Source organism: Candidatus Xenohaliotis californiensis (assembly GCF_963930935.1).
Classification (GTDB): domain Bacteria; phylum Pseudomonadota; class Alphaproteobacteria; order Rickettsiales; family CAWVOK01; genus Xenohaliotis; species Xenohaliotis californiensis.
Genome location: NZ_CAWVOK010000014.1, coordinates 33,018 through 54,047, shown reverse-complemented (window position 1 = coordinate 54,047; position 21,030 = coordinate 33,018). Strand labels below are relative to the sequence as shown.

At 30.9% G+C, this 21,030-nt stretch carries 21 protein-coding genes, 2 tRNA genes and 2 pseudogenes; 11 read left to right on the top strand and 14 right to left on the bottom strand.

The window, feature by feature from the left end:
- Positions 1 to 86: 86 nt before the first annotated feature.
- Together AABI72_RS01780 and AABI72_RS01775 are read right to left on the bottom strand one after the other, a co-directional pair.
- Positions 87 to 518, bottom strand: a complete 432-nt coding sequence (locus tag AABI72_RS01780; RefSeq protein WP_338363812.1) for a DUF3987 domain-containing protein — start codon at positions 516 to 518, stop codon at positions 87 to 89.
- A complete protein-coding gene (locus tag AABI72_RS01775) occupies positions 496 to 1,140 on the bottom strand; it encodes a DUF3987 domain-containing protein (RefSeq protein WP_338363839.1) in 645 nt (214 codons plus the stop codon). The genes AABI72_RS01780 and AABI72_RS01775 overlap by 23 nt, the downstream gene beginning before the upstream one ends.
- Between AABI72_RS01775 and AABI72_RS01770 the strand changes: the two genes are divergently transcribed.
- A complete protein-coding gene (locus AABI72_RS01770; RefSeq protein WP_338363810.1) occupies positions 1,103 to 1,297 on the top strand; it encodes a hypothetical protein in 195 nt (64 codons plus the stop codon). The genes AABI72_RS01775 and AABI72_RS01770 overlap by 38 nt on opposite strands.
- A gap of 35 nt (positions 1,298 to 1,332) precedes the next feature.
- On the opposite strand, the gene AABI72_RS01765 is transcribed toward AABI72_RS01770, so the two are convergent.
- From AABI72_RS01765 to AABI72_RS01755, 3 genes are all read right to left on the bottom strand, one after another.
- Positions 1,333 to 1,674, bottom strand: a complete 342-nt coding sequence (locus AABI72_RS01765) for a hypothetical protein (protein ID WP_338363808.1) — start codon at positions 1,672 to 1,674, stop codon at positions 1,333 to 1,335.
- A gap of 165 nt (positions 1,675 to 1,839) precedes the next feature.
- On the bottom strand, positions 1,840 to 2,034 hold the full coding sequence (locus AABI72_RS01760; protein WP_338363806.1) for a hypothetical protein: 195 nt from the start codon (positions 2,032 to 2,034) through the stop codon (positions 1,840 to 1,842).
- A 520-nt stretch (positions 2,035 to 2,554) separates the two neighbouring features.
- A tRNA-Ser gene (locus AABI72_RS01755) sits at positions 2,555 to 2,643 on the bottom strand.
- Positions 2,644 to 3,283: 640 nt separating this feature from the next.
- Between AABI72_RS01755 and AABI72_RS04980 the strand changes: the two are divergent.
- From AABI72_RS04980 to AABI72_RS01740, 4 genes and pseudogenes are all read left to right on the top strand, one after another.
- Positions 3,284 to 3,436: pseudogene (locus AABI72_RS04980) on the top strand (hypothetical protein); the annotation flags it as partial.
- A gap of 693 nt (positions 3,437 to 4,129) precedes the next feature.
- A complete protein-coding gene (locus AABI72_RS01750; RefSeq protein WP_338363803.1) occupies positions 4,130 to 4,366 on the top strand; it encodes a BolA/IbaG family iron-sulfur metabolism protein in 237 nt (78 codons plus the stop codon).
- Between the two features lie 2 nt (positions 4,367 to 4,368).
- Entirely contained in the window at positions 4,369 to 4,704 is a 336-nt protein-coding gene (grxD, locus tag AABI72_RS01745) for a Grx4 family monothiol glutaredoxin (RefSeq protein ID WP_338363801.1), read from the top strand.
- A gap of 2 nt (positions 4,705 to 4,706) precedes the next feature.
- Positions 4,707 to 5,663: an ABC transporter ATP-binding protein gene (locus AABI72_RS01740; protein WP_338363799.1), complete on the top strand. Its 957-nt coding sequence runs from the start codon at positions 4,707 to 4,709 to the stop codon at positions 5,661 to 5,663.
- Between the two features lie 37 nt (positions 5,664 to 5,700).
- Here AABI72_RS01740 and AABI72_RS01735 read toward each other — a convergent pair whose 3' ends face one another.
- The 3 genes and pseudogenes from AABI72_RS01735 to glpX form a co-directional block, all read right to left on the bottom strand.
- The gene (locus AABI72_RS01735) at positions 5,701 to 8,724 is read right to left on the bottom strand and encodes a UvrD-helicase domain-containing protein (protein WP_338363798.1); all 3,024 of its coding nucleotides are present in this window, start codon (positions 8,722 to 8,724) and stop codon (positions 5,701 to 5,703) included.
- An 88-nt stretch (positions 8,725 to 8,812) separates the two neighbouring features.
- Complete coding sequence (locus AABI72_RS01730) at positions 8,813 to 9,574, bottom strand: gamma-glutamyl-gamma-aminobutyrate hydrolase family protein (RefSeq protein ID WP_338363797.1); 762 nt, start codon at positions 9,572 to 9,574, stop codon at positions 8,813 to 8,815.
- Positions 9,543 to 10,486 (bottom strand): annotated as a pseudogene (gene glpX / locus AABI72_RS01725) (class II fructose-bisphosphatase). The gene AABI72_RS01730 and the pseudogene glpX overlap by 32 nt, the downstream one beginning before the upstream one ends.
- A 104-nt stretch (positions 10,487 to 10,590) precedes the next feature.
- Here glpX and AABI72_RS01720 point away from each other — a divergent pair.
- Positions 10,591 to 11,382 (top strand): metal ABC transporter permease, encoded by a 792-nt coding sequence (locus tag AABI72_RS01720; protein WP_338363796.1) that lies wholly within the window; start codon positions 10,591 to 10,593, stop codon positions 11,380 to 11,382.
- On the opposite strand, the gene sdhD is transcribed toward AABI72_RS01720, so the two are convergent.
- Both sdhD and sdhC read right to left on the bottom strand, forming a co-directional pair.
- Complete coding sequence (sdhD, locus tag AABI72_RS01715; RefSeq protein WP_338363795.1) at positions 11,383 to 11,772, bottom strand: succinate dehydrogenase, hydrophobic membrane anchor protein; 390 nt, start codon at positions 11,770 to 11,772, stop codon at positions 11,383 to 11,385.
- Positions 11,769 to 12,152 carry a succinate dehydrogenase, cytochrome b556 subunit gene (gene sdhC, locus AABI72_RS01710; protein WP_338363794.1) on the bottom strand — a complete coding sequence of 128 codons (384 nt, stop codon included), beginning with the start codon at positions 12,150 to 12,152 and terminating at the stop codon, positions 11,769 to 11,771. The genes sdhD and sdhC overlap by 4 nt, the downstream gene beginning before the upstream one ends.
- A gap of 58 nt (positions 12,153 to 12,210) precedes the next feature.
- Here sdhC and AABI72_RS01705 point away from each other — a divergent pair, with 58 nt between their 5' ends.
- The 4 genes from AABI72_RS01705 to tig all read left to right on the top strand — a co-directional run bounded on the left by AABI72_RS01705 (position 12,211) and on the right by tig (position 15,709).
- Entirely contained in the window at positions 12,211 to 12,996 is a 786-nt protein-coding gene (locus AABI72_RS01705; RefSeq protein WP_338363792.1) for a M23 family metallopeptidase, read from the top strand.
- A gap of 48 nt (positions 12,997 to 13,044) precedes the next feature.
- Positions 13,045 to 13,530 carry an NADH-quinone oxidoreductase subunit NuoI gene (nuoI, locus tag AABI72_RS01700; RefSeq protein WP_338363837.1) on the top strand — a complete coding sequence of 162 codons (486 nt, stop codon included), beginning with the start codon at positions 13,045 to 13,047 and terminating at the stop codon, positions 13,528 to 13,530.
- 582 nt (positions 13,531 to 14,112) lie between these two features.
- A tRNA-Leu gene (locus tag AABI72_RS01695) sits at positions 14,113 to 14,193 on the top strand.
- 25 nt (positions 14,194 to 14,218) lie between these two features.
- Positions 14,219 to 15,709, top strand: a complete 1,491-nt coding sequence (gene tig / locus AABI72_RS01690) for a trigger factor (RefSeq protein ID WP_338363790.1) — start codon at positions 14,219 to 14,221, stop codon at positions 15,707 to 15,709.
- Between the two features lie 23 nt (positions 15,710 to 15,732).
- Here the strand turns inward: tig and AABI72_RS01685 are convergent, their stop codons facing one another.
- From AABI72_RS01685 to AABI72_RS01670, 4 genes are all read right to left on the bottom strand, one after another.
- Positions 15,733 to 16,569, bottom strand: coding sequence for a polyprenyl synthetase family protein (locus AABI72_RS01685; protein ID WP_338363788.1), 837 nt, complete (start codon positions 16,567 to 16,569; stop codon positions 15,733 to 15,735).
- Between the two features lie 753 nt (positions 16,570 to 17,322).
- Positions 17,323 to 18,354: an NAD(P)/FAD-dependent oxidoreductase gene (locus tag AABI72_RS01680; RefSeq protein ID WP_338363786.1), complete on the bottom strand. Its 1,032-nt coding sequence runs from the start codon at positions 18,352 to 18,354 to the stop codon at positions 17,323 to 17,325.
- Positions 18,351 to 19,274 carry a class I fructose-bisphosphate aldolase gene (locus AABI72_RS01675; RefSeq protein ID WP_338363784.1) on the bottom strand — a complete coding sequence of 308 codons (924 nt, stop codon included), beginning with the start codon at positions 19,272 to 19,274 and terminating at the stop codon, positions 18,351 to 18,353. The genes AABI72_RS01680 and AABI72_RS01675 overlap by 4 nt, the downstream gene beginning before the upstream one ends.
- Before the next feature lie 47 nt (positions 19,275 to 19,321).
- Positions 19,322 to 20,188, bottom strand: a complete 867-nt coding sequence (locus AABI72_RS01670; protein WP_338363782.1) for a 3'-5' exonuclease — start codon at positions 20,186 to 20,188, stop codon at positions 19,322 to 19,324.
- 109 nt (positions 20,189 to 20,297) lie between these two features.
- Between AABI72_RS01670 and AABI72_RS01665 the strand changes: the two genes are divergently transcribed.
- Positions 20,298 to 21,008 carry a hypothetical protein gene (locus AABI72_RS01665; protein ID WP_338363780.1) on the top strand — a complete coding sequence of 237 codons (711 nt, stop codon included), beginning with the start codon at positions 20,298 to 20,300 and terminating at the stop codon, positions 21,006 to 21,008.
- Positions 21,009 to 21,030 lie beyond the last annotated feature (22 nt).

Here is a 21,030-nt window from a genome sequence, read left to right as displayed (position 1 = left end):
ATTGTGAATTATCCAATTATGTTTTTCTAATATTTCAAGAGCTTGCAATATATCTTCTTTTCGTCTAGGTCTAGGGGCTTTTTGCATCAGCTTGTTAACAGTGAAGGATTTTTTTCTTTGTTATACTGCAACCATTCTAGTATTTTTTGAGCATGTAGTATTTCTTGTGATGCAGTATATTTATTCATAATATTATTTGTCTCATTGAGGTAGACTTCAGTAAGTTTTATGGCATTTTGCATATTGTGTGCTTCTATTTTAGATGTTTTTTTATTTTCAAATAAGGTTAATACTGCTGCTATTCTTGCACACATTTCACTAGCCTTAGATGCATTAGCTTTTATATGATGGTATTTATTTTCTTTACGTTGCTGTTTTTCAATATACTGGCTGAATTCATGTAAAATGTTTTTTGCTTCATGTGATAGTGGTATTTTTTCTATTACCAAATCATTTATTGTGTTTTTTTCGATATTGAGTTTTGTCAACAATAGTTTATTTATTTTTTTTACATGCATTTCTAATGCATTCTTCAGATTCAACATTATAAAAATTTTTATTTCTATATCCAATCTTACTTACAGGATATGCAATAAGAAAATGCAACAAGATTTCTTGCTCTATTGTTAAAATATCTGAAAGCAATAATTCTGATATTTTAGGTTGCATTAGTATGTGAATTGAAAGGCATTTTTTATAAATGTTAGAACAATCAGATCCTGCTCTAGTTCTATTCAGTGGGGTTCCATCCCAAAATTTTGAAAATTCAGAAATTGTTTTAGCTCTATTTTCTTTATTCATCCCATGGCCACCAATAAACTGACCTCCTTTATTGGAAAATAATCCAACAGAAGGTCTTCCTTCTTCAAACAATTTAAATAAACCTTCATAAGTAGGATCAGTAGTAACAATAGCGCTAGACATAGGTGGGGGAATAGTATTGAGTTCATCACAATTTTGAGTTTTCTTATTTAGTATTTTATTTAATTTTTTATCTTCTTTTATTTTAAATACTTTCTCATTGATTCTATATTTTTCTAATTCATTACGATAATTTTTGTATAACTCTAATTGTGCATCAAATGCTGCTTTCATCAACAAATTGTCACAAGAGCTTTTACGTTCTCCAGATTCTGCAATTGTTAAACAAAAAAGAGAACATGGCTTAAATCCATTAAGAGTTTCTACCTCTGCAATATGCTACACACATAATGAAGCAATACTTAGTGCAGATTGTACTGCTATTTCTATGGGTGCTTGTGTTATATCTTCTATTGCAACCACTATATCCTTTTAAACATCCGGGCATCAATAGGATAGTTAGTTTTTGCCTCAGATCCTATTAACAATGGTATGGGTTTTTTTGCATATATTGTTTTGGAGCAAATGAATAAAATTTATTTTTATCAATATCATTCCAATTTTTGTTTTCTGGAAAGGATAATGATTTTTTGAAAAACTATGTTCTAATTTTGGATGAAATAATAAATTATCATTTAGCTCAATTTTTATGTTGCGTTCTTCACGTAAATATTTTTCTGCAATAGTTCCTTTTAATGGAATGCATTCTGATAAGATTTTATCTATATATTCTTGTATATTTTTGTTTGTTTTTCTTTCTTTGTTGAGATTATTTAATCCAAATTGATCACTTATAGTTTTTAATATATCCACACTGTCACATCCTGCATGACAATAAACAAGTAATTTATCATTGTCTTCTGATATAGATAGTGCAGGAGTTTTAGTATTATTGTAACAAGGGCAATATGCAGTTCCATAACAATCATACCAATACCAGGCCAGGTGCCATTTAATGAAAGTGTTGTTTGTTTTGCACTAATCATTACTCACCTCCAGCTGTGTTATATAATTTTTAATTGCTGCTAATATAGTAAGTCTTCTTGCTCCAATTTTGATGCTTTTTAATTCTTTATTTTTAATTAATTCAAATACTTTTGTTTTACCTATGGCAATTAAAATTGCTGTTTCTTTTGGTGAAAAAGCTAATGCTATTATGTTTTTGTTTGTCATAAAATTTTTTTGTAAAATTAAGTTATAATGAGTATTACATAGGGTTATGTGCCAATAAAGGTGACAATATTAGAGTTTTGGCACGAGTTTTGGCGCGTGATAATCCTTAGAAAATATGAGCCTACAGCCTTTTAGGGCAAAAAATAAAATAGTTTTGGCGCGAAGTTTTTAGCCATTAGCCAAGACAAGATATTTTTATTGGTTTAATAAAAGGAGGAGTATGGTTTAAATATTATTGTTAATTTATGCAGAGAATATGAATTAACATAATATTTGTAATATTTAATGGTAATTATTCTATGCAATATAAAAAATTTGTTTTCATGAAAAATAGGAAGAGAATTTGGCAACGATATCTTTAAAGAGATAAGTATATTTTTAATTCTTGATCTGAAATTAATCTAACAATTTATAGGTAATTTATATATTTAAATTAAATTAAAATGTGGGAATGCATGTGGGAACGAAAAAATAGTAACTTTATATAATGCCCTATAAATAGTATATTGAAGAAAATTATTGGCGGAGAGAGAGGGATTCGAACCCTCGATAGGGAAACCCTATACTTCCTTAGCAGGGAAGCGCTTTCAGCCACTCAGCCATCTCTCCATTTGTAGAATAATAATATACCACTTTATATAAAAATGATATAAATAATTTAGGTAATTACATAGTTCTGCATTAACCTGATAAACTAACATTACTACATACATAATTGTTAATTTTAATTCAATCATAGAGCTAATTATTTTCCAATAGGCATTTGTATAAAATGTTTTAGATGAAATAATTTTATTATTAGCTTACCTGATAGGTTATCCAGAGCGTTAAATGTAAAGATAATAGATACAAATATATAAAGACAAAAATATTTTATTGTAAAATAATGGGATTATAAAAATGGTTTTTTACAATATGATTTGCTGCATATTAATAAAAGGTTTTTCATCTCTATAATCACTCAAAGACATTAAGATAATTCAAAAACTACATGACTAATTGTTGCAAAGAACTATAAGGTGTCTTGATCTGAAAAGACAGAAAACTAAGCAATAATGTTGAAATTTATGAAAAATATGAAGCAAATAGGTATTTCAATAAAGAAATAAATAGAAATCAAGCAGAAAATAATAAAAATAATTCTGATACTAGTTATTTTATGTATCATTATCTAAATATTATTGTTTTATACGTTAATAAAGACCATCTTTATTTCAGATAATTATAATGTTCCTGTTTTCATAATGCACAGAATATTATAACTAATGCTCCTACTGAATTTACTAAGCTTCCTTCTGATCTTCATTCTCGTTTTGATAATTATTTTGGTAAGTTTATTAATTTTTTTGATGATTCTGCTAATTGTGATGAGATTATTAATATAATGTGCTACTATTTTTGAGGCATTCAGAGGGTAAATCTGAATTGCCTTTAATTCTGTTGTTATTGATCCAAAAGGTTAACAGGCAGTCCAATTCTAGTTAAATGATGTAATCCACTATTAGTATATACGTTTTTTAACTTGATGTTAATTTATCTAGTGCTATTGCTGAATCTATAAATGCTCTTCATATGATACTTCAATTGCAACTTTTTTACAAAAGAGGTGTGTGAGGTAATGCTAGATATATTGAGATTATTTGATCTCATTTTATGTTGTATCTACTGATGTCCATTTTTAATGTTTTGAATATTCAGGAAGGGGTTCTATTCTATTATTATTTACTCCTATGCTATAAATAGTTTTTATGGATAATATATTTCTTCATGATAATTTTTCTTTATATGATACGCTAATGGCAGAGCTAATGGTTTTTTTAAAGAACTTTGTTAAACATGATGTTTTAACAGGTTTAATTTCTGTTAGAGTTGATTTAAATTACCAGTAAGGTCTTGATAGATATTTCTTATATAAAGTTTATTTTGATTATTATCTTTTTGTTAATGCTCATTTAGCTGAACAAGTTGTTTTTAATAAGAAAATTTATATATTGCATTGTTGGTGCTATCAATGTTCTTGCTCTTGCATTACTTTGTAAGTGTTGTATACTAGTATGCATGTAAATGATGAATTATAGTGTTTGTTGTGTCTAATGTGACAAAGATAACAGAAGCTTTGCATAAAAATTTAACAGATCCAGAATTGTCTGTGGATGATTATATGGGCGATGACCAGCATCTTTCTATTACTGTACGTTCATCTGACTTCTTAGGTCATAGCTCATTAATGTGTCATAGAATGGTACAGCAGATTATTAAGAAAGAGCTTGGCAATGATTTTATTGGTGGTGTAGTTCATGCATTGAAAATAGAAGTGGAGGCAAAAGAGTAGTTATGTCAGATGTGCCAAATAATAATGTTGCAATAGTGATAAAAAATTTGATTATGAAAAATAATGTAGTGCTTTTTATTAAGGGTGAGAAACAAGAGCCAAGGTGTGGCTTTTCTCAGTTTGTAGTAAAAGTTTTAGATGATTTAAATGTAGATTTTTTAGATATTAATGTTTTGGCAGATGATGAGATGCGTCAAGGAATTAAGGATTATTCTGATTGGCCTACTATACCACAGTTATATATTAAAGGTGAGTTTGTAGGTGGTTGTGATATTGTTCGTGAGATGTTTATTTCTGGTGATTTGCAATCTCTGTTAAAGTCTAAGGGAGTTATGTAGGTGTGTCTAATGCTATCGTAATTAAGAATCTTAGCAAGAGATATAAGGATGGTATTGGTGTGCTTGCTCTTGATAATGTTAGTTTAAGCATTCCAAAAGGTGCTTTTTTTGGACTTATAGGTGCCAATGGCGCTGGTAAATCAACAATGATTAACATTATAGCTGGAATGGTTAAGAAAACGTCAGGTACAGTGCAACTTGATGGCTATGATTTAGAGAGTGATTTACTGATGTTTCGTCGTTCAGTTGGCATTGTTCCTCAAGAGCTTGTCTTTGATCCATTTTTTACAGTTTCTGATATATTGTATTATTATGCTGGATTCTATGGTGTGCCCAAGAAAGAGCGCAGAGTAAAAGAAATTATGGAGATGTTAGGAATAGATAATAAAGCCAATGTTAAGCCAAGAGGATTGTCTGGTGGAATGAAACGTAGGCTCCTTATAGCAAAGGCAATTATTCACTCACCTCCTATAGTTATTTTTGATGAACCAACAGCTGGTCTTGATATTGAATCAAGGCACAGGCTATGGGAATGTATAGAGAATATTAATAAAAGTGGAGTTACAATTATGTTAACTACTCATTACATGGAAGAGATAGAGCGGTTTTGCAGTACAATAGCAATATTAGATTCTGGCAACATAATTGTTAATTGCTCCAAAAAGGCATTGTTTGAACAATTTGGCACTAAATCATTAACATTAGAATTAAATAAAGCACTATCAGATAATGTTTTTAGCCGTTTAGCTCACTATGGTATTGAGCGTGTAGGTGATAAAATGATATGCATTAAATCTGTTGATGCTGGATGCAATAGAGATTTTTCTCTAACGCAAATTGTTAAAGAGCTTGACTGTGAAGGACTGGAAGTTATAGATGTCAATTCTTTAGAAAGTAATGTGGAAGAAATAGTTATGGAGTTAATAAATAGGAATAGACAAATAGGCAATTCACAGTAACAGCATTAATCTTTTAAAATGTTTCATTTGTTATGTGTTAATAACTATCCATTGAGAATTGCATTTGTTTTATGCTAGGTGTTTGATATTGTGTATTTTTTATAGCTATGCTTTTTATTCCTTTTATTGTTGGGGCAAATTTAGATTTTTGTGTCCAGCTAAGAAATAACTGTAACTTAGCACGCGTCATACCAACATATAGCAATCTCTTTTCTTCTGCAGCATTTTCTTTTTCTCGATTGTTGTGTTTTATAAGGTCATTTGGCATAAATATAAAAACAACATTAAATTCTAGTCCTTTTGCTGAGTGTAATGTCATAAGATTGATGGCATTTATATTGTGATTGTCATTAAATTGTTCTGCTAAGATATATTCATGCTTAAATTGCTTAATATTGTTTTTACTCTTATGTGCTAGATCAATCATTTTTGCTGATATATTGCTTAACTCAGATTTATTTTCATTGTTTAATATTTCTGTTGTATATTTTTGTATTTCATCTGCTATATTTTTTGGTTTGGTTGTATTAATATGATGCATAATACCCTCAGCTATTTTGGATTGCATCAGTGGTTTTGAGTTATGTTTTTTAAAAGGTAAGTTAGCTTTGTTGAGAGCATCAATAATGATTTTAGAATGTGTATCATATCTATACAATATGACTATGTCTGAAAATGACAGCTCATCAATTGTTTGTTTTGTATAAGTTTGTAATTCCAATGAATCAGATGCACCAGTAATTTTTTTTATTGTTTTTGTAATGTTGTTTGCTGCATCATGAGAAGATGATGTTTTGTATGATAAAATGTTTTCTGTATGTTGATTATTATGTGTCTTAGGGAGCCCTAGCAGACTGTTTGATAGATCAATAATATGACTTTTAGAGCGATAATTATGCTTTAAAGTTATAGTTTTGCTGTTAGGATAGTCTTTGGAGAATTTATGGAAATATGAAATATCTGCTCCTCGAAAGCTATATATTGCCTGATTTGGATCACCTATTGCACATATATGGTTTGTTTTGCCTGCTATTAGTTTAATTAATCTATATTGATTATGATCAATATCTTGATATTCATCTATTGATATATGCTGATATTTTTTTTGGTAGTATATGCATATATCTGCTTGTTCTTCTAGCATTTTTATAGACATTAGAATTAAATCATCAAAATCAATCTTATTTGTAGCCTTGAGTATATTGTCATATTTTGTGATTATTTCTAGCAAACTAGATGATGGTGTTAGCTGAAAATATTTAGTTTTTGATATTTCTTTGATTGTGCTGCGTATTTTTGTAGTACTTAGTTTGACATTTTCTGTGATTATGGCTATTTTTTCAGTCTCTGCTATAACTTGGAAATCAGCAGGTATATCAATTGTATTATGCCACTTTTGTAGCATTTCTAGGCACATTGAATGAAAGGTATGTATATTGATTTTTTGGCTACTCTCAGGTATAAGATTTGTTAGTCTATGCCTCATCTCATTTGCAGCTTTATTTGTAAAAGTTATAGCTAGTATGTTTTCAGGCAATATTTGATGTTTGCTAACCATGTTACATATTCTGTGTGATAGTGTGTTTGTTTTACCTGAGCCTGGTCCAGCAATTATTAACAATGGGCTGTTTATATGTTCTACTGCATGTTTTTGTTCTGCATCAAATTTATTTGTATTATTGATACAATGATATTTTTCTTTAGGTTCAGTTCTCTGATTTTTGATATTTCTGCCATCTAATGATCTATTTGTTTTTTTTGTTGGAGTGATAGGCAGGAAAATTGGTAATGTGTTATTTATTTCATCTGGCTTAAAAAGTTTAATAATTCCATACTCACCATCATAACCAGCATTACATATTACAGACTTTGATCTAAGTCTGCTTATGGCCTCCGCCAATATACTGGAATCATGTTGGCGTAATTCATCTACAGAGGTATGCATAAGTATTGATAACTCTGAACCAAATGTGTTAATAAGATGATTGTAGTTTTTCATAACTTTTTTGGTGCCTGGACCCACTTTATGTATTTCAGATAAGATTTCATTTAATGGTATTAGGCTGGTGAATTTAGCGGCATTTGGTGGTGGTGAATTTATGGCTGACTCCATTGTTCTAGAAGCAAGATTTACAACTCTATGATGCACACCAATAGTAATTGGATTGCCACAAGATGGACAAATACCGTTATGTTTTTTTGTTTCACTAGGAATCATTTGTATATGGCATTTTCTATGACCATCCATATGATATTTACCTTCTTCAGGGAAGAATTCTAGTGTTCCTTGATATCCATTGCCAGTTTTTAATGACTGCATTATAGCAAAGTAGCTTAGTTCTGTATTATATACTGTGGCCTCACGTGCTAATTTTGTTGGTGAGTGTGCATCAGAGTTAGATACAAGTCTAAATCTATCAAGTGAGCCAACCATCCAGTTCATTGGTGGGTCAGATGATAATCCTGTCTCAACTGCAAATATTTCTTGTGACAGGGTGCCATAACATTCATCTATTGAATCAAATCCTGACTTTGAGCCTAGTGCAGCAAACCAAGGTGTCCATATGTGTGCTGGTATTAAATATGAATAAGGATCACTTGTTTTTACTATTTCAAGCAAATTGCACGAGTCTAATCCTAATATTGGTCTGCCATCTGAGGCTAGATTGCCAATTTTGGCAAGTTCAACAATTATTTTATCAGCTGCTTCAAAGCTTGGAGCCAATACAACGTGGTGCACTTTTCTTACTTTTTCCATTTTTTTATATATAGTAGATATCTCTACTTGCAGTGTGAACAATACAATATTGTTGCGAACTGATACAGGAAGTGTTTGATTTATTTTAGATGTTATATGTGGTGATAGTTGGAATAATCCAGATTCAGTAGGAATAAGTTTTTCTTTTAATTCTTTTATCCATAGTGGGTGTGTGAAATCTCCTGTTCCTACAACGTTTATTCCTTTTATTTTTGCCCATATATACATATTCTCCAGATCAAGATTTCTACTTGTTGCTCTGGAATATTTGGAGTGCACGTGAGTATCAGCATAAAAAAGCATATGGCAGTTAACTAGACATTTGATGTAATATTGTATGTCTTGTTGATGTTTTTGTCTATGCTTACATCTTAACAGCATTTTAAAATTTTTAAGGCATATGGTTAATGAATTTATCATATTTATTTTGTTTATATTTTTTTACAGCCTCCATAAAAGCTGTGAAGATTTTTGTGTCGTGTTTGCTAGAATGTAACTCAGGATGCCATTCAACACCTATACAGAATTCCTTGTTTGTGTGTTCAATTGCCTCATGAACTCCATCTTTTGCAGTTGCAGAAATTTTTATATTTTTTCCTGTTGTTTTAACCGCTTGATTGTGGGTTGAATTAACAACAATTTCAGTTTCTCCAATAATTTCAAAGAGTTTAGTATTTTTGTCAATTGTTATATTATGAACAAGTTCAGCTCTGTTGGCATCTGTTGATTTATGATTTAATGCATTTGGTATTTGTTCTGGTATGTGCTGTATTAGCGTTCCACCACAGACAACATTCATTAATTGCTCACCTGCGCAAATACCTAGCATTGGAATATTAGTTTTAAGTGCTTCTGACATAAGAATACTTTCAAAGTTGAAGCGTAATTCATTGTATAATAATTTTTTGATTGGTTTTTCACCATAGGTCTCAGGTCTTATATTGGAATCAGATCCACTAAATATTATTCCATCTGCTATTTCTAGGTAGTGCTTTATGCTAGGTGTTGAGTACGGTGTCAAGAATGGTGTACCCCCAAGATCTCTGATAGTGCGTGAATAATCAGCACGTAAACAGTACCAATCGCGGTTGGAATATCCATCTTTGGATCCATATTGAATATCAAGAGTTATTAGTATAATAGGTCTCTGCATGTTTATTTACCTTATATGTGTTATTTATGTTTGTAATACTCTGGTCTTCAGTACACATTATAATTGACTCAATATTTAGCCATTCACCATAGATATTTATACCATTCATTCCCATTGCATTGGTAATAGCTGTGGCAATGAAGACTGTATCACCTTTAATCATTTCTTCAGCTGTATATATTTTATCTTTATTATCTATACCCATATTTTTTGCCCTTAGCCATTCTGTGTCATTATTAAATATTAGACGTCCTTGTATAGTTCCACCTAGGCATTTTATTGCAGCAGCAGCAAGCACACCTTCTGGTGCACCACCTGTGCCAATATATACATCTGCTTCATTGGTGGCAGCTTTTATTGCTGCAACAATATCACCATTTCTAATTAATAATACCCTTGAACCAAGTTCTCTAATTTCTTTAATTTTTTCATTATGTCTTGGTCTATCTAAAATTATAACATTTAGCTCATTTACATGTTTTTTTTTTGTTTAGCAATAGCTTTTAGGTTTAGTGTAAGGCTTTTGTTTAGATCAATAGATGATGGTTCTATGTCTGAGCTTGTGATAAGTTTATCCATATAAACATCAGGTGAATGTAATATTGTGTTTGGTCGTGCAATTGCTAAAACTGACAGTGAGCCACTCTCTCCTTTGGCACACATTGAAGTTCCTTCAAGTGGATCAAGAGCAATATCAAGCCTTATTCCTTTTTGATTTCCAACTATCTCACCTATTGACAGCATTGGTGCTTTGTCGCGTTCTCCTTCGCCAATTTTTATTGTACCATGAAAATTAGTTAAATTGAGCTGTTTGCGCATTGCACTAACTGCTGCTTGATCTGCCATATGCTTATTGTCTTTGCCTAGCCATGAATATGCCGCTATTGCAGCTTTTTCTGTTGCAATAAGCATTGGAATTTTGAAGTTGATCAATGACATAATATATTTTAATTTTTTGCTTGTTGTATTGATACAATTTTTTTAACCTATAGACAAGATATTAAAATATTTTTTTTATGTTAGCCATATGTTCAATTGTTGTAGTGTTGTTAATTGCTGCAGTTGCTGCAGTTATAGGGTGTTTTGTGGTTTGGCGTAAGATAGAATATTTTGGTGATGCTTTGTCTCATTCTTTAATGATTGGGGCTGCAGTAGCATTATTTGTTGATATTGACCAAATGTTAATTATGGCAGCAATGTCTTTAATGTTAGCAGTTATAGTAGTTAATCTTAGCAATAGTGCTCATGGTGAAAATTTGGTTGTCAGTATACTGGCCAATGGTTTGATGGCTTTTAGCATTGTGATAGTTTTCTTTTTCAAAGGTTCTGGTTATGAGAGTTTTGAAGAATTTTTGTTAGGTGAGGTTAAGAGTCTTAGTTTTACAGATATTTATGTTGCATTAACATTGGTGCTGCTTGCTATTTTTATGTTTTATTTGCGTTGGGACAAATGGTTGTTGATTTCTGTTAGTAAAGATTTATCTATGGTTGATATACCCAATAAAAAGAGACTTGATATGGAATATTATGCTTTGCTTTCACTTTTTATAGCAGTAACAATTAAGATTGCTGGTATACTTTTGGTTACTTCTGTACTAACAATACCAGCAGCAATTGCACGGTTTTATGCCAAGAATATACCATCAATGGTTTTTTATTCACTAATTATTTCTTTAACAGCTACAGCACTAGGATTATTTATTGACTACTGTTATGGAGTGCCATTTGCTTCAGTTACTGTATCATTAGAGTTTACTGCTTTTGTATTAATATCATTGATTAGAAAATCTAATGTTTTTATTACATAATTAGTGAATTTTATAAAGCATTGCTGTTAATGCTATTATAGTTACTGCTGTAATAAGCTGAAATCCTATCTTAAAGACCACTCTAATACATTTAGGTTCTACATAATCTTCTAGCACTAGGCCAAATCCCATAGCACCATGGGATAACCCAAGTAATAAAAATAGCCAAAGAATTAAAACATTCAATGGTTTGTGGATTAGATTAGATAAGTTTGCACCATTTTTTAAATCTCCTTTAGCTACAGTCCAGCAAAATAAATATATAGCACGTGGGATGACTAATAAGATAAATGTTGCTGTAAGGTGTTGGGTTAACCAAAATAGAACACCATTGTTCCCAGATCCTAATCCTTTAGTTTTATATAGTGGTGTTTGGAAATTTTTTTTCATAATTTTTTCAATAGTATAATATATAATATGCTTGTAATAATTGTTAATAATATTGTTAATATGCCAATGCTGTTTACTGCTTTGACACTATGAGCTTTGCCTGTGATCCAGAGTAAATACTTAATTCCATTGAATGTATGGTAAAAAGCAGCAACAAGAAAAAGAGACATAAGAATAAAGCCTATGTTACCAGTACCAAAAAAAGTTATAAGTTTTGGTACTTGTTTACAGTAGTGACTAAAAATTAACAACCATGAAGTGCAAAGTAGATATAAGTATGCTAGAGCACCTGTTATTCTGTGCGCACCAGAAAGAAGTCCAGCAAAAGGAAATTTATATATACCCATGTGAGGTGACATTGGTCTAAAATTGTTTGACATATATTCTTTTCAGGATATTATTTGCTATAATGATAATAGCTTCACTCATTGAGTCAAGATGCTGGTAAGATTTTGTTTTGTATTGTGTATATCATTTACACTATTATCTTGTATACAAGAGCCAGCACCAGTGGTTTACAAAGATAGAAGTAGCTACATAGCTAAACCTATTATATATAGTGACCATAATCAGGGATTTACATACATTGATTATAATAATCAGGCATTAGTTGACATGCAGAACAAGGCTGATACTAACTTATCAACAGATGCTACTAAATTAGGTACTGCTCAACATATACCATCTGTTAACAAAGATAATATTTTTGCTAATGCTGTTAATAAGGTTGAAGTTGCTAATGTTGAGATAAAAAAAGATTTACCTATTCTAGAAAATGTTAAAAGTGATGTTGTTATAGAATTTGACTCCACTAATTTATTAGAAAAAGAAGACTTACCAGAGTTTATAATGCCCATGACAAGGGGTTACTTTCATCGACAGTCAGAAACAGACAAGTTAATGGGCAGAGTTTATATAATGAGCCCAGTTACAGGAAATGTTATGTCTGTTGCCAGTGGAAAAATTGTTTATATAGGTGATAGAAAAAAAGGTGATAAATTAAAAGATTACAATAATTTAATTATTATTGAGCATGATAATAAAATTATGTCTGTGTATGCTAATTTAGATAGTATAGAAACTACTGTTGGTAGCTTGGTTGAAAAAGGTCAATTGATAGCATCTGTAAACAAGAAGTATGGCAGAGATTATGAGTTGAATTTTTCAATGCGCTTAAATAAGAAAGAAATTGTGAATCCAAAAGATTATATTGCTAACCCATAATAGAGAATTTCTATGTCTTTGAAATCAAAGTTAAAGAAATTTATTGCCGTGTTTGATTTCATAAAATTTATATTATTATGGGATATACTGAAAGGTATGCTGCTTTTGTTATGTAATATGTTCAAACGTAAGGTGACTATTAAGTATCCTTATGCTAAAAATGCAATGAGTTGTAACTTCCGTGGTGAGCATATGTTGCGTTGTTATGATACTGGCATTGAAAGGTGTATAGCATGTAAGCTATGCGAAGTTGTTTGTCCTGCACAAGCAATAACTATTAAATCTGGTGTTGGTAAGGATGATGGACTGAGAAGAGCCTCATCTTATGATATAGATATGACAAAATGCATATATTGTGGATTTTGTCAAGAAGCTTGTCCAGTTTCTGCAATAGTTATGGGATCAAATTCTGAGTTTTCTACTGAAACTCATGAAGAATTATTGTATACAAAAGACAAACTTTTGTCTAATGGCAATGATTGGGAAGTTTTAATGAGTGAGATTTTGTTAAAAAGGCGGGATAAAGCTGGTTAGGATAATGATTAATTTTTGTGTTAATTAATTATTTGATTTATTAATATTCTGTTTGTTAGATTAGATATTTTGTTTGTATTAAGTTAATTATTTAGATTGCATGTTGTATAATTTATTTTTACTATTATTGGTGCTGGCATTCCAAATTTTTGTTTTAACAGCATAGTAAATGCATTAAGTTTTTTTAAATAGTATATGTCATTAAATGAAGTATTCTATTGATATGTTTTTGACCAATAATTTTTATTGGTAAACTATTGAATAGTTTTACTTGTGTCATGATTTGAATTTAATTGAAATATTTCAGTTATTATATCAGTACTGCTAGTTATGCCAATTATATTCAAAATTCTTTGTGATTTGTTCTTATTACTAAATGTCTTGCATACACTATAGTGGTGGAAGCAATTCACTATTTTTAGATTTGAGTCTTTGTAAAGTTTATAATATAATATATTGCTAAATAATTATTTAGCTTACTGGTAAAGTTTTGGATTATATATGCCAAATTGTTATGTGGGTCTGAAATTCTGTTGCAATTTTTCATTATTAATACTAGTATAGCTATGTATTTGCATATGTGTGGACATGGCGGAATGGTAGACGCGCTAGGTTTAGGATCTAGTGGGGTGACCTGTGGGGGTTCAAGTCCCCCTGTCCATATTTCTTAAAATAAATGGTTTTTTTTATGGTAGCTTATAGTTTAAAAGAATTATCTAATGATGAATTGAAATATGAATATAGATTTCATCTTATTGATAGTGATATCAACAGTGCAGTAGATGATAAAGTTAAGGAGTATTCTGCAAAAATTAGGATGCCAGGTTTTCGTGTTGGTAAAGTAAGTCCATTTGTTGTCAGGCAAAAATTTGGTGCTGATATACGCAAAGAGGTTGTAGAATCTGCCTTTAAAGAGGTTCATAATGAAATAGGTAAAAGATTTAACCTAGCTACTAATGTGGATGTAAAACTAGATGAGGAGACTGAAGGCAATATTTCAGCAACGCTGACATTTGAAGTTTTGCCAGCTATGCCTAAGATAGATTTGTCTACCATTAATGTGACTAGTTTTATTTGTGAAGTTAAAGATGCTGATGTTGATAAAGAAATAGAAATTATAAAAAAAGAGCAGAAAAATTTTATTGTTAAAGCAGGAAGGAAAGCCTTAGATGGTGATGCTATTGATGTTGATTTTGAGATTTTTGTTGACAATAAGTTAATAAAAGGTGGTGAAGCCAAGAATTATCGCATTGTGCTTGGAAATGGGCAGATGATTAAAGGTTTTGAAGATGGCTTGCAAGGAATGGAAGCTAATGAAAACAAGACATTTGATTTTGTTTTTCCTGATGACTATCAATCATCTCAAGTTGCAGGTAAAAAAGCTAAAGCCAATGTTAAAGTTTTAAGTGTTTTATCAGAAGAAGAAATAATTAGCAATGATGATCTTGCAAAAGTGTTTAATTGCACTCAAGATGAGATTAGAGTCAATACTAAAGCATCTTTACATAAAAAGGTTGATACTATGATAAAAGGTGTCAAAATAAAAGACCTTTTTGATGCACTAGATGAAAAAATAGATTGTCCTATGCCTAAAGCACTTCTGGATCGTGAGGAAAAAATGTTACTTGATAATGGCAATTTAGGCAATGTGCCATTAGATATAGTACGGTCAATGGCAGCAAGAAGAGTGAAAATAGGACTTTTTTTGATGAGCATAAGCAATGATAATGGTTTAAAGTTAAGCAATGATGATTTAACTCATTATGTTATGGAACAAGTTAGGAATAGTGGTTCCTATGGACGTGAGTTGTTAGATTTTTATATGAATAATGAGAAGGCTAGGGAGGCTATAGCTAGAAGTGCTATGGAAGAAAAAGGTGTGAATTTTGTTTTGACAAAGGTTTTAACTAAAGATGAAGAGATTACTTTTAGTGAACTGCAAAAGAAATATGATGCAATAGATAATGATTTACTGAAGAAAAGTAAAGCACCTAAAACGATAAAAAATACCAGCAAAGCAAAAATTATGACTGATGATAAAAAAGAATCATCTACTGAAAAGGTTAAATCAATTACTACTAGAGCAGCCAATGCTACAAAGAAAAGCACTAACATGGTAAAGTCAGCCAATAAGAAGAAAACAGCTTCAGTAAAGACTAGCATTAAGAGCAGTGAATAACATTATGAAATTTATTTAGGTAATTAAGCTGGCAATGACAATGTGATGTGCTTTGTGATATTGTGTAATAATATATTATTATTGTTTCTAAGTTTTTTGATAATTCCACTTGCATTTTTTAGAAGCTCTATTGCTAGATCAGATTGTTCTGTATGTTTAGATTTATCTTGATTGTCATGTATATCATCAATAATCTGAAATGCTATGCCAATATTAGTGGCATATTCTTTGATTAATGCAATTTCTTCATTACCTGCATTTCCCAGCATTGCACCAATTTCACATGCTGCAATAAATAATTGTCCAGTTTTCATTTTATTTATCTTAGTTCTTTTATCTATGCCTATATGTTTATTTTTATTCATTATATCAAGCATTTGACCACCAGTCATTCCATGAAAGCCTAAAGATTTTGATAATTTGTGTATTATCATACATTTTTTTTTATAAGGGATTGCAAGCATATAGCTAGATAGCAACTCAAATGATAATGAAAGCAGCGTATTGCCAGCTAATATAGCTGCTGCCTCACCAAATTTTTTATGGCAAGATGGTTGTCCTCTACGCATATCTGCATTATCCATAGCTGGCAAATCATCATGTATAAGTGAGTAGGCATGTGCCATTTCTATTGCACTAGCTGCCAATAATGAATGCTCCCAATTAGCATTAAAAATGTTTGCACACCCTATTAATAAGGCTCCTCTTATGCGTTTTCCTTTAGACATTAGGGAGTAATGCGCTGCTTGCATTAGTTGTGATTTGTAGTTTGTGCTATAGATTGTCCACAATTTATTTAAATGTTCATTGATTAATAATCTAATTTGATCAATTGTTTGGGGTTTATGTTTATTACTCATAGTTAATACCATTTTTTGGACAATATTTGTAATAGAGGTATTTTAGTAGTGTTTTATTGCTAACAACCACAGCTTGTTTTGTGGCAATTGTGTTTTGTTGTTTTAGTTTTTTGTTGTGGTTAATTTGCATTATTGTGAGCAGTCTCTTATAGAAGATTGAACAGCTAATTGTGTATATTTCACTTGAATTATTTTGTTATATACATAGTAAACATTAATAGCAAGTCTAATATTAAGTGTTTGTAATGTTGTATGAGAATTGGCAATGTGCTCAATATAATTTATTAGCATTGTTTCAAATAATGTTATTCTTGGCAAACAAACAACTTGTTTTATTGTAGTCTATACTTATGGTTAAATTTAATAATTAGATATTGGGTTTTGTTGTAATTTTTGCCTTTTGAATTATTGATTATGGTGCTTGTTGCTGTAATTTTATGATGGCTTAAATTAAGCAGAGATGCAGGCAGTACTAAATTTTTTTGATTAGGGTTGATTTTATGTATACACAGATTATTTTAATATAGCATTAGTAATCAAGCAATTGCAGGAATGCAATCATGGCTAATTGCTTCTAAATTAGATTAACAATTTTATCTGTTGATAATACAAGTGTTTTCTAAATGTCTGTAACACTAGTCTGTAACACTATCATTCAAGATACATTGTGCTGATATTTTAATATCTTTTTTTCATCGGCCTTAGCAACATGAAATTTATTCACTCATTTTAGCTATCAGGTTAATTTTTGCTTTATGCTTCCTGTTTTACATCATGTTGATTTTTAATTTTTACTGTTGAGTATTGGACAACAGGTTTTTTTTGATTTATCTGCTGATAAGCACTATGACAGGCTGTTACTGCTTCTGCAAATCCAGTTACTATTAGTTTTGTCTTGCTTGAATGTGTAGCAATGTCACCAATGGCAAATATACCATGAATATTTGTTGATTGTGTACTTGGGTCAACTGTTATAAAAGACTTTTCAACTGATGGTTGGCATGTCCAATTTAACATTGCCTTATTATTAAATTCTAGGCCAAAAAATAGTAATAGTTTTTTTACTGATATGGTTTTATATTCATTTTTACTGTTTTTAAGTGTAACACTATTGAGTTGGCCATTGCTACCACTGATAGCTTGCAGTTGATATGGAGTTATAAGTTGTACTAGCCCTTGTTGAGCAAAGTCCTCAATTTTTTTTAGCGTGGCAGGATTTCCTCTAAAATCTACCCTTCTATGAACTAGATATATTTTTTTTGTTATGTTTGCAAGTTCAATGGTCCAGTCTAATGCTGAATCACCGCCACCAGCAATCATTACCACTTCATTATTAAATGATTTTATATTTGTTATTTTATAGAAAATTGATTTTTCTTCAAATTCTCTAAGATTCTCAAGTGGTGGCTTGCGTGGCTGAAAGAATCCAGCACCAGTAGCAATAATAATTTTTTTGGATAGTACTTTATTGCCAGTGGAGGTTGTTGCAGTCCAAATATTATTACTGACTGATAGGTCAACTACAGCTTGAGATAGGTAGTAGTTTGGCTTAAATCTATCAGTTTGTTTTTTTAGCTCTACAATAAAATTGGCAGCTGTTATTTTATAGTGGCCAGGAATGTCATAAATAAATTTTTCTGGATATAAAGCAGTGCATTGTCCACCAACTTCACTGGATTTGTCAATAATATTAGAGGTTATGTTTAGCATTCCTGCCTGAAATGCTGCAAAAAGACCAGCCGGGCCAGCACCTATAATAGTTATATCAGCTACTTCTGTATTCATTTGTATATATTGATAATTTGTTTTAATAATAGCAGTGCATCTTTTCTAGGGCGCTGAAATGCATTACGACCTATAATTGAGCCATTGCCGCCTCCATCTTTTATACACTCTATTGTTTTTAGCAGGTTTTGCTCATCTGTAGCAGCACCACCAGAGAAAATAACCATTCTTTTGCCATTAAAACAAGATTTAATTATATGTTTTATTGCCGCTGTTTGTGCTATTTTTTCATCATTGGAGTTAAAACAATCCTTAGGATAAGATTTATCTAAAGCAGGATTTTGTAATAGATTATATGTTGGTGGCTTTACTTTCACTATATGTGCACCTAGTAAGCATGCCATATGTGCTGCATATGAAACAATGTCTAGCGCAGTCTCATGTATTTTTTTTATACCAGATCCTCGTGCATATGCCCACACAACACAAATTAAGCCAAATTGCTTGGCTTGTTCTATTATTGGTGCCAGAGATTCTATCATGTTTGTATAGCTATCTGATCCAGGATATATAGTAAAGCCAATACCAATGCAACCAAGTTTTAATGCACTCTCTACAGAAGCATAAATAGCTTGATATGGATCAAGTGTATTAGAATTTAGGAGTGTTGAGCTGTTTATTTTTAATATAAGTGGTATTTGACCAGCATATTTATCTGCTGTTGCTTCTAGCATTCCAAGTGGTGCAGCAAAAGCACTTAATCCAGCTTCTATAGCAAGTGTAATATGATATTCAGGATCATATGCACATGGATTAGAGCCAAAGCTTTTATCTGGACCATGCTCAAAACCTTGATCAACAGGTAATATAACCATTTTACCTGTGTTAGCCAATGCACCATGTATTAACATGCGTGCTAAATTGGTTTTAATGCCTGGATTTTCTCCATTGTAATTTTCTAATATTCTTTGTAAGGTCATGATGTTTATGATTGTGCAAAGAAGATTAATGTATTTAATATTTTACATTAATGTACAGTATTGTCAACTTTTGTAGCTATGATTTCAGCATCAATTGAGCTGTCAGCAGCTCCTAACCAAGCTTGATGAAATTTATTTAGATGTTCTTTATTGGAGTATGCAATAAAGTTTATAATTTGTTTGATTGCATCTTTGTATACATTTAATGTAATTGCTGCAGAATGTAGGGCATAGCGTAGATATACTAGATAGGTGTTTAGTGCATCAGTTTCACAATAGTTCCTTATTTCTGCTACTTTTCCAGAGTCATAAAGGCTTGCAACATTTGCACCATCTATTCCAAATTTGCCAGGATATCCAAATGCTGCACATATTTCATTAAGTTTAATACGTGCTGATGCACCAAAATCTGAAAGACTTTCTATTAAATCATAGTGATAAGTAGTGTTATATCTCTGATTATAGTTGTTCCATTTGTCACCACTGTTGTTGAATGTTTTGCCAACTATACCATGAACCATTGCTCTGTATTTGAGCACTGGAATGTCAAATGTTCTGCCATTGAATGATATTAAACCTGGTTGATGTTTGTCTATAAGCTGGAAAAACCATGATACTAACTCTTTTTCTGTAGCATTAGTAGTTAGTGCTGATTTTATATCTTCTAATTCTAAATATAAATCATTAGTGCTTTTTTGTACCAATATTTTTACATAGCTGATGGCAACAATTTTATGAAATGGTTGTCGCAAAAATGGATTTTTTCCTTCAGTGATATTAAGATGATAGTTTGTCATCTGCTCTCGAGCTTCATTGATGTTATTGCCATTGTATCCTACTAGATTTTTTGCAAGATTAGTGTCAGGTATGGTTTCTATATCAAAAACCATGATTTGCTTTCTAGTGTTTAGCATAAGTATAACCAATATAATTTTATTTGTGTTTTAGGATAAATATTTTTCTATAATTTACAAAATTTTATTTTTTTGTTTTAATTAGATAAGCTAGAATTTTATTCTATTCATGAGTAGAGTTTTTTTATTAAAGGGCATTGTTCAACTCATAGAAGAGTTGCCAAAGTTTGTTGCAGATATTGCTTGTGATAGTGTGCATATTATTGTTCCATCTAAATTATTTGCAAACACATTATGCTATAAAATTCGTAACATTGATTTTAGTAAATTAGTACAAATATCTACTATTTATGATATTGATCATTCCATAACAGGAAATGTGGCACCAGGTAAAAAAATAATTAGCAAGGCTCTTCGTGGTTTTTTGGCTAAGAAAATTTTGCATGATATGAATTTAGCTCTCTATGGTGATGAGTTGCTGATAACAGAAGATATGTGTCTAGCTATGGATAAATTATATTCTTATGGCCTAGGGATAAAAGATATTTGTTTGAAATCAGCTGGTGTGCAAAGCTTAGAGATTCTTGTAGAGTTTATAAATAGATGGGATGCATATTTACATGAGCATGATATGATTGATGCACATAAATATCATGAATTGAGAGTAAGAAGAATCATAGAGAATGGAAAGAGAATGCCATTTATAGCTATCAATTTACCTGTTGCTGATGTTGTTTTGCATGATTTTATGCTCAATATAGCTAGTGGTATTGGTGCAGTTATTTTTACTGGTGTGAGTATGAAATGGTTATCTGCAAAGCTTTCTAGTGATAGTCCATTTTTCCATCATCAGTCTTTTTTAACAGCTGTATATAAATAATATTGAATATGTTTTATTGTGT